The sequence below is a fragment of the Nonomuraea sp. NPDC003201 genome, assembly GCF_053590415.1.
Genome location: NZ_JBSFTC010000418.1, coordinates 1 through 7,740, shown reverse-complemented (window position 1 = coordinate 7,740; position 7,740 = coordinate 1). Strand labels below are relative to the sequence as shown.

7 protein-coding genes are annotated in these 7,740 nt (G+C 68.4%); all 7 read left to right on the top strand.

Annotated features, from left to right (window positions below):
- On the top strand, positions 1-726 hold a 726-nt coding region (locus tag ACWDX9_RS56310), incomplete at its 5' end, for a hypothetical protein (protein ID WP_449971104.1).
- Between the two features lie 49 nt (positions 727-775).
- Positions 776-1,300 (top strand): hypothetical protein, encoded by a 525-nt coding sequence (locus ACWDX9_RS56305; RefSeq protein WP_449971101.1) that lies wholly within the window; start codon positions 776-778, stop codon positions 1,298-1,300.
- A complete protein-coding gene (locus ACWDX9_RS56300) occupies positions 1,293-1,838 on the top strand; it encodes a hypothetical protein (protein WP_449971097.1) in 546 nt (181 codons plus the stop codon). Before ACWDX9_RS56305 ends, ACWDX9_RS56300 begins: the two co-directional genes overlap by 8 nt.
- A 91-nt stretch (positions 1,839-1,929) precedes the next feature.
- Positions 1,930-4,266: a right-handed parallel beta-helix repeat-containing protein gene (locus ACWDX9_RS56295; protein ID WP_449971107.1), complete on the top strand. Its 2,337-nt coding sequence runs from the start codon at positions 1,930-1,932 to the stop codon at positions 4,264-4,266.
- Positions 4,267-4,420: 154 nt separating this feature from the next.
- Positions 4,421-4,960: a phospholipase gene (locus ACWDX9_RS56290; RefSeq protein ID WP_397365803.1), complete on the top strand. Its 540-nt coding sequence runs from the start codon at positions 4,421-4,423 to the stop codon at positions 4,958-4,960.
- Between the two features lie 612 nt (positions 4,961-5,572).
- Positions 5,573-6,157, top strand: a complete 585-nt coding sequence (locus ACWDX9_RS56285; protein WP_449971094.1) for a hemerythrin domain-containing protein — start codon at positions 5,573-5,575, stop codon at positions 6,155-6,157.
- Positions 6,158-7,038: 881 nt separating this feature from the next.
- Positions 7,039-7,740 (top strand): glycosyltransferase family 2 protein (locus tag ACWDX9_RS56280; RefSeq protein WP_449971091.1); only part of this gene is annotated, 702 nt, incomplete at its 3' end.

Genomic DNA, 7,740 nt, shown 5'->3' with positions numbered 1-7,740 from the left:
CTGGCCGGCCGCCAGACCGGCCAGGCCGGGGCGGCTCCCCGATTGCTGGCGCTGGCGCGGGCGGGCGAGCTCTCTCCTGCCGACGTCACGGCGATCCGCGGCCATGCGACTCTGCCGGAGACGGCCGCGGCCAGGGCCGTCGAGCGCGGCGCGGCGCTCATGGGCGCCCGGGTCCACGACTACGGCTCCGGCCTGCTGGACATCGTGCTCCCCGGCCGCCCGCCCATCCCCGTCGAGGTGCGGTCGGCCCCGGCGGGTGACCCGGGCATGCTGACCGTCCAGGTGGACGGCCGCCGCACGATCGGCGCGAACGAGCGGGCCGCCGCCGCGACGGCCGCCGGAGCGGTCGCCCGTACGCTGGGCGCGACGTCCGCCGGCGACCAGGCGGCCCTGGCCGAGCTGTACGAGGCCGTGCGCCAGGCACGCGCGGCCACCACCCGCCAGCGGCCGGCCCGGCTCGGCGTGCTCCACGACCTGCTCGCCGCCACCCGCCCCCAGGTGTGGCAGCTCGTCCCGCAGCCGCTGGCCACCGAGCTCGCCAGGCTGGCGGACGGGGCGCGTCCCCGGGACCTGCCGACGTACATGGACCGCCTGCGCACGCTCGCCAACGCGACCGGCTGGTCGCCGCCGGAAGAGGGGAACTGCCGGTGCCCCGCCGACGGGCCGTGCGAGTGCGGCCTGCGCGCCGGGCAGGCACCGACTGTGGCGCGCACGATGGCAGTGTGAACGGGATCGCGCGTTCCGGCATGATGGGACTTCCGAGGAGAGGACGGCTATGGCATTCGCGGTGGCGCGGACGAGGGACGAGGCGCATCTCTACCTCGATCTGCACCCGTGCGCCTGCGGGTCGGTGGACACGACCTGGCACAGCGGGCTGGTAAGCGTCGAGGAAGGGCTGGTCAACCGCTATTCCGGCGTGTGCGGGGAGTGCGGGACGGCCCGGGAATACCTGTTCGGCCTGCCGGAGCGTCCCGTGCTGCCCACCGGCTACCCGACGTTCGGCGGGACGGAGCCGTCCGAGCTGCTCGACGCGGGCGAATGGTTGTGGGTGGCCGACCTGAGCGCGGGCAACGTGCCGGTGGACGACCAGGCCGAGGCCCGGCGCACGCTGCGGGTCGCGACCGCGGCCGTCGAGGAGGTCGTCAAGTTCGTGCCGCCGGGGGCGGACGCGGTGCCCGACGACGGGTTCTGGTCCGAGCGCGGGCAGCGGTTGCGGGCGGCCGACCCCGGCAGGTTCCAGCTCGACCGGCTGCTCATCGTCAGGGACACCTACCAGGACCTGGCGGGCCGGCATGCCTGAGCGCGGTCTCGCCCGTTCCCTCGTGGAGGCGTACGTCTACTTCGACCTGATGGCCGGCGGGGAGCAGGGCGCGTCGCGCCGGGCGGAGGCCGAGCAGGACGCGGACGGCTGGGTGGTGCGGCTCGGCGGCACGGAGGTCCTGGTCCCCCAGGAGGCCGAGGTCGTGGCGAGGCAGGCGGGGCTGATCTTCGGCACCGGCCTCTCCGAGCTGATCGACCCCGGCCAGTGGGTGCTCGTCGCCGCCACGTACGCGAGCCGGGCGCTGGAGGGCGGGCTGTTCTTCGCCGCGGACCCCTCGGATCCCGAGGCGTTCGGCAGGATCGAGACCGACTGGCGCTTCGCCGCCGACGCCGTGGCCGAGGCGCTGAAGTTCTTCCCCCGCGGCGCCGCCGAGCTGCCCCCTGACGCCTTCTGGACCGGGATGGGCAGGGCGTTGCGGGAGTCCGAGCCCCATCGGCTCACCAGGCAGAAGCTGGAGAGCGATCTCGCCTTCTACCGCCAGAGCCTGGACGACTTCCACCACCTGCACGACCGCTGACCCCGATCGGGGTTGGTCAAACGATTGATCTCCGGGTCAGACCCGTAATATTTTATCGATTATGGTGCGACGCAGCCGAATCAGAAACGTGATGGTCATCCTGGTCGCGGTCTTACCGCCGATCGCCGCGACGCAAGCTCCGGCGGCGGCCGCCGCCCCTCTCACCGTGTACGTGTCACCGGACGGCAGGGACGGGGCCCGCGGCACCGAGCAGGACCCGTTCGCGACCGTCGAGCAGGCCCGCGACGCGCTGGCGGGCCGGACGAGCGCCCGCTCCCCCGGGGTCGTCCGCATCAGGGGCGGCGTCTACCGGACGTCCAGGACCGTCCAGCTCAGCGGGGAGCGCAACTCCTACGTCACCTATGCCGCCTATCCGGGCGAGCGGGTGGAGTTCGCCGGGGTCACCACGCTCTCGCCGGAGAAGTTCCGCAGGCTGAGCGACCTCCCGGCAGGCGAGGCCAAGCGGTCGTCGAGGTCGCGGGTCCGGGACTCGGTGTCCGGCAATGTCTACGTCTACGACCTGGCCGCCGAGGGCATCCCGGCCGGGCGGCTCAACAAGAACGGGTTCAACTGGAAGCCGCAGCCGTACGCGCCCGAGTTGATCACCGACGACGTCGCGCAGACCCTGGCGCAGTACCCGAACGGCGGCGAGAAGCTGGACCGCGCCGACCTCACCGTCAAGGAGGCGCCGAAGGGCGCCCGCGACTACTTCTCGGACAAGACCGCCGACGGCACCACCCTGCCCTACGAGGACATGCTGAAGCTGCCCGGCCCCGCCTACACCGCGGTCGACCCCGCGCTCAAGGAGCGCTCCGCCACGTGGGCCCCGTCCGGCGGGACCGCCGACAACACGACGTACGAGACCGACGGCTGGCTGTCCGGATATTTCGGCAACAACTATGCCAACGACCGGGTACGCATCGACTCCGTCAACGGCGACGAGCTCAGGACCCGCTACCCCACGATGTACGCCGCCACGGACAAGTGGACGTCGTTCGTGGCCCATAACGTGCTGAGCGAGCTGGACGCCGAGGGCGAGTACTACATCGACCGCTGGAACGGCGGCGACGCTCTCTACTACTACCCGCCCGGCGGCACGGTCGAGGGCAAGCGGATCAGCCTGACCTCCTTCGACGCCCCCTTCTTCACGCTGGAGAACGTCACGGGGGTGACGCTCAAGGGACTGAAGCTCAACGGCACGACCGGCACCGGCGTACGCCTGCTGGACGCGGAGTCGTGCACCATCGACGGCCTGGAGATCCTCAACGTCAGCATGGACGCGGTCGCGATCGGCGAGGCCAACGACGCGATCACGGCCATCGCCGAATACCGCACGAGCCGGGGCGGCCACCGCAACCGGGTGGTCAACAGCAGGCTGCACGACCTGGGCGGCGGCGGGGTGTTCACGGCCGGCGGCGACCGCGACTCGCTGGAGCGCGGCGACCACGTCGTGGAGCACAACGAGATCTACGACTTCTCCAAGCTCGCCACCTACACCCCGGCGGGCTACCTGTACGGCGTCGGCAACACCTTCAGGTACAACAACGTCCACGACGCGCCACACATGGCCATCCAGATCATGGGCAACGACATGGAGGTGAGTCACAACCGGTTCGAGAACCTCGTGACGCACGCCTCGGACCAGGGGGTGATCTACGCGGGCCGCGACTACACGTACCTGAACAACGTGATCTCCTACAACCTCTTCAGGAACGTCGGGCCGAAGGGCAACCAGGCCGTCTACATGGACGACGGCATGTCGGGGATGGTGATCCACCACAACTTCTTCGACGGGGCCCAGCACGGCCTGTTCTACCAGTCGGGGCACAGCAACGTCGCGAGCGACAACGTGTTCAAGGACGTGACGTACGTCGGGCACGACAAGCTCTACCACGAGAGCGGCGGGCGGCTGCCGGTGCCCAACTCCAAGGTCGTGGTCGAGCGCTTCAACGACATGCTGAAGGCCGGCGACGGCACCGGCTTCACCAACACGCGCGAGAACGTCGAGAAGTGGTACCGGCACTACGGCCGCCAGTACCCGAACATCCGGTCCTGGTACGTCCCGGCGGACGCGAGCGGCCGGATCTGCACCGCCGTCGGCACCACGGAGTGCACGGAGGCGTACGTCTGGCGCGACCCGGACTCCGTGTACGTGCCGTCCCACAACGTGCTGACCCGGTCGGTGAGCATCGCGTCGGGCGGCTTCGCCTACACCGACGACGCCGGCGGCCTGAGCAACAAGACGTTCAACCCCGACTTCGACTCCTACAACGTCAGGCAGGACACCGCGGCCGGTTTCGCCTTCGACCCGGCGACGGGGAAGTTCGACGCGGCCGCCACGCCGCTGAACTCGGCCGAGGGCTTCGGCCGGAAGTGGGTGCGGGAGTGGAACGCGCGCTTCACCCTGGAGGGCATCGGGCCTCACTGACTCCACGACTGACAGAAAAGCGGCGCCATGTAAAGATCGAGACTCGGCGAACCCTTCTTTCGGAATTGAGCAAGATCTGCTTCTGCCCTTCCCGAAGGTTTCGGGTCATCGTGAGGACGTGCATCCGACCCCCCGGCAACAGGAGCAGGTCCTCATGGTCAGACGATCCCGCGCGCTACTCGCCGCTTTCGCCCTCTCTGTGATCACCGTACTCGGGTTCGCCTTGCCCGCCCACGCGGTGACCTTAGAGCAGAAGCTCGCCGCTCTTTCCGGTTTCTCGCAGCCCACGGCCGCCAGCGCCTCGTCCTGGCGGGCGGCCTGGGAGAACCAGGCCGCGTGGGCCGACTACGCCTTCGACTGGTCGACCGACCTGTGCTCGAGCAGCCCGGACCAGCCGCTCGGCTTCGATTTCCGGATGCCGTGCAGAAGGCACGATTTCGGTTACCGCAACTACAAGGACGTGAGCCAGTTCCCGGCGAACAAGTCGCGCATCGATGACTCGTTCTACTACGACATGAAGCAGGTGTGCGCCAGGTACTCGGGTGTCTCCAAGTCCACCTGCAACGGCCTGGCCTGGACGTACTACCAGGCGGTCAAGGAGTTCGGGAACCTCAACGTCACCCAGGAGCAGATCCAGGAAGTGCAGCAGGAGGCGCAACTGAGCGCCCAGAACGCGGAGAGCGTCGAATCCTGACGACAAAAAGGCGGGGATGCCTTGGCATCCCCGCCTTTTCCGTGCGGTGCGCCGCCAGGGACTCGAACCCCGGACCCGCTGATCAAGAGTCGCTAGCTTTCATGCCAGCCGCTGCCTCATTGACCATCCGGTCTGTCGCGTCGTCGACACCAATGGGCTCTCTGGCCTTGCCCGACCAGGAGCATCTCCTGCGGTGCCGCATTAGACGAATCCGCGTGGATGAGAACGGCGGTATGGCCGCCGTCCAATCGGCCCAGCGGTAAGAACAACGGTGTAACTCCCGAGGACACACCTGATGAGTACTGTGATCCAGGCTCGACGGAGATCGTCGCCGACGGAGCCAGCGGGATTCCTGGTTCCCGCAACGCGTTGAAAGTCATCTGCCTTGCGCTCCTTCGCGCTGTTCGGCTGCGTACCGGGCTCGGTATCACCCCGCCCCTCCAGACCATCGAGAACGACCGGATCGAGGCGGCGACATCCGCAAGCCGGGACCTGCCCAAGGACCCAGAGAAGATCTCCATGCCTCGCCGCGGAAGGCTCCGGAGTCGGTAAGACCATGCGTGACCAGCCATGTCACGGGTAGTCACCGTCGGTAACGAGAGGAGACTGATCGTGGCTACCCAGAAGACGATGCCCGAGACGATGGGAGAGAGCGATGTCATCGACCTGCTGCTGGCGCAGCACGCGATGATCCGGGGCTTGTTCGACGAGGTCGAGCGGGCCACGCCGGACCAGCGGGGCGAGGCGTTCACTCGGCTGGTGCGGCTGCTGGCCGTGCATGAGACGGCCGAAGAAGAGATCGTCCATCCCTACGCCCGCCACAAGATCGACGGCGGCGACGCCGTCGTCGACGACCGCCTGGCCGAGGAGCACCACGCCAAGGAACTCCTGCAGCATATGGACGAGGCCGGAGCCGATGCCCCGGACTTCATCGAGAAGCTCGCCGTGTTGCGTGCCGCCGTCGAAGCTCATGCCCGCAACGAGGAGCGCTACGAGTTCAGCCAGCTGCGCGACCGCACCACCGAGGCCGAGCGCCGGAGCATGGCCATCGGCGTCAAAGCCGCGGAGGCGATGGCTCCCACCCACCCGCATCCGGGCACCGAGTCGGCGACCAAGAACGTGCTCATGGGAACTCCCATCGCGATGATGGACCGGGTTCGCGACGTGATCCGCCAGGCCATGGGCAAGCAGAGCTAACCCGGGACATGCCCGCCAGGCAGGACCGGACGAGCCGAGGCACGGGCCGGAAACGACCGGTGGCGCCGCGTATCAGTTGGCAGCAACGCCGACAGTTCACCTACCCCCTTGAGACACGCAGCACTAGCTCAATCGAGGAGGAGGGCGAGATCTTCTCGCTCTCCCCTCTCATCACAACGAGCGCACCGCCCCGCATCGATAATTCCCATGAACTCGTCCCGGAATCTCAGGTGTACGATTCCTCACTTCGAGCACTTGCTCAGTTCACCCGAACTTTCCGGCGTGGCGCCCGCGGCACAGCACCATTTCTGGAGCGCCGGGCACGGACACTACGTCGTGTTCCATCGGACTCGCTTCAGGATGGTGGAAATTGTCGGCGCCGAGGTGACCAGGAAAGACAGTCGCCGGCCCGGCGGTCATCTGGCGGGCCTCGCCGAGGCCATTTCCTCAAGGACAGCGATGGCTTTGCACAGGTGGCCGGCCTTGCTGGGGCTGCAGCGTAGATTGCAGCAGGAGTGGTCGTCGGTGGCGTTGTGCAGACAGCCGTAGCCGAGGTTGGGGCACTCGCGAGGGGTGCGGGGCCGATCCGGGTCGCGGAGCGGTTACGACCGGCCGTCGCCGGCCGTGCACGCGGTGGCCGCCACCGCAGCTGGAACGGCTGAATGTCCGCTCCGGCACCGTCGAGCCTCCAACAGATACTGAGCGAGATGGTCGCCGATGAACCTGGAGAAGACCCCTTTTCCGGAGATCGAGACCGATATGGAGGAGGTCGCGAGATGTTGCCGAGGCCCCACCCGAGCCGGCCCCATTCGGAGATTTCCCTTGCCGCCACGCACTCCACGGCAGGCCGCACAGCGCCACGGCCCGAAAGTCGCGTCAGCGTGGTCGTAGCCACACGCAACCGCCGAAACGAACTCGCCCGATCGCTGCCCCGCCATGAAGGTCCGGTCATCGTAGTCGACAACGGATCCACCGATGGAACCCCCGATTTCGTTCGCCGGAGTTTTCCTGACATCCACTTGATCGCGGTCGAAAGGAATCTGGGTGCAACGGCACGCAACCTCGGGGTTAAGCAGGCGGCGACGCCCTACGTGGCCTTCGCCGACGATGACTCCTGGTGGGCGCCGGGCTCGTTGCAGCGTGCCGCCGAGGTGTTGGACGCGCATCCCGAGGTGGCGGTCCTTGCCGCGCGCGTGCTGGTCGGCCCGGACGAGCAACTCGATCCGACCTGTACCACCATGGCCGCTGCCCCGCTCGGCACGGCTCCTGGCCTACCTGGCCCGGCCGTCCTGGGCTTTCTGGCCTGTGGCGCAGTGGTGCGGCGGGAGGCGTTCCTGGCGGCCGGGGGGTTCGATGAGGTGGTCTTCTTCCAGGGAGAGGAGGAACGCCTGGCGCTCGACCTTGCCGCGATGGGCTGGGGACTAGCCTACGTCGAGAAGATCGTCGCCCACCATCACCCGTCGTCGGTCCGGAACCCGAGCCGTCGGCAGACACTTGCCGCGCGCAACGCGGTGCTCACGGCAGTGTTGCGCAGGCCATGGCCGATTGTGGCCCGGACGGTGCTCGCCGCCGCACGCGGCGGC

Bases quoted from the DNA above. Each gene is read 5' to 3' on its own strand.
- ACWDX9_RS56305 (WP_449971101.1), top strand. From the start codon at position 776: ATGGCATTCGCGGTGGCGCGGACGAGGGACGAGGCGCATCTCTACCTC.
- ACWDX9_RS56300 (WP_449971097.1), top strand. From the start codon at position 1,293: ATGCCTGAGCGCGGTCTCGCCCGTTCCCTCGTGGAGGCGTACGTCTAC.
- ACWDX9_RS56295 (WP_449971107.1), top strand. From the start codon at position 1,930: ATGGTCATCCTGGTCGCGGTCTTACCGCCGATCGCCGCGACGCAAGCT.
- ACWDX9_RS56290 (WP_397365803.1), top strand. From the start codon at position 4,421: ATGGTCAGACGATCCCGCGCGCTACTCGCCGCTTTCGCCCTCTCTGTG.